The sequence below is a fragment of the Leisingera sp. ANG49 genome (genome assembly GCF_059694505.1).
This window is the reverse complement of the sequence record NZ_JCATZN010000048.1, coordinates 1-1,069: the sequence shown is the minus strand read 5'-3', so window position 1 is coordinate 1,069 and position 1,069 is coordinate 1. Positions and strand designations below refer to the sequence as shown.

The 1,069-nt window shown below is 64.2% G+C and carries 2 protein-coding genes; both read right to left on the bottom strand.

All coding sequences use genetic code 11. The features are described 5' to 3' along the window. Positions 1-758: ABC transporter ATP-binding protein (locus tag AC58NV_RS23670; protein ID WP_497229322.1), on the bottom strand; the 758-nt coding region annotated here is incomplete at its 3' end. A gap of 14 nt (positions 759-772) precedes the next feature. Then, a partial coding sequence (locus AC58NV_RS23665) for an ABC transporter permease (RefSeq protein ID WP_497229321.1) occupies positions 773-1,069 on the bottom strand: 297 nt, incomplete at its 5' end.

Genomic DNA, 1,069 nt, shown 5'->3' with positions numbered 1-1,069 from the left:
CCGTCCGCCTCTCCGGTGACAGCCGCATCCAGGAAGTTCATGCCGCCGATGAAGGCGGCGACCTCCTGGCTGCAGGGGCGGGCATAGAGCACCTCGGGCTTGTCCACCTGCTTGAGCTGGCCCTTGAACATCACCCCGATGCGGTCGGACATGGTCATCGCCTCGTACTGGTCGTGGGTGACCATGACAAAGGTGATCCCGAGCTTCTGCTGCAGGCGGCGCATTTCGAACTGCATCGCCTCACGCAGGTTCTTGTCGAGCGCCGACAGCGGCTCGTCCAGCAGCAGAACCTTGGGCCGCATCACCAGCGCCCGGGCCAGCGCCACCCGCTGGCGCTGGCCGCCGGACAGTTCCGTGGCCTTGCGCGATTGCAACCCGCCCAGCTCCACCATCTCCAGCGCCTCGGCGACGCGGGCCTCTGTTTCGGCCTTGCCCAGCTTCAGCTTGCGCAGTCCAAAGGCGACGTTATCGCCGACATTCAGATGCGGGAAGATCGCATAAGACTGGAACACCATGTTGGCGGGCCGTTTGTTCGCCGGGATATGCGCCATGTCCTGGCCGCCGATGCGGATGCTGCCGGCATCGTGGTCCTGGAAGCCCGCAATCATCCTCAGCGCCGTGGTCTTGCCGCAGCCGGAGGGGCCCAGCAGAGAGAAAAACTCGCCTTCCCGCAGCGTCAGGTTCAGGTCGCGCACCGCGGTGAAGGTGCCGAACCGTTTCTCCACGCCGGAGATTTCGATGATGTTCTGGCTGGTCATTTGCGTATCCTTCATCAGGCGGATTTGGCGGAACGGCGGCGGAAGTATTCGGCGGCCAGCAACAGCAGCACCGAGGCAAGCAGCAGCAGCGAGCCGAGCGCCAGCGTGTTCGGCAGCTTGGCGGGGAAGCGGATCTGGCTCCAGATATAGACCGGCAGCGTGGGCTGGTTGCCGGACAGGAAAAAGGCCAGCACAAACTCGTCAAACGAGACGGTGAAGGTGACCAAGAGGCTGGCGACAATCCCCGGCGCCACAATCGGCAGGGTCACCCGGCGGAAGGTGCCGATCACGCTTTCGCCAAGATCGAAGGC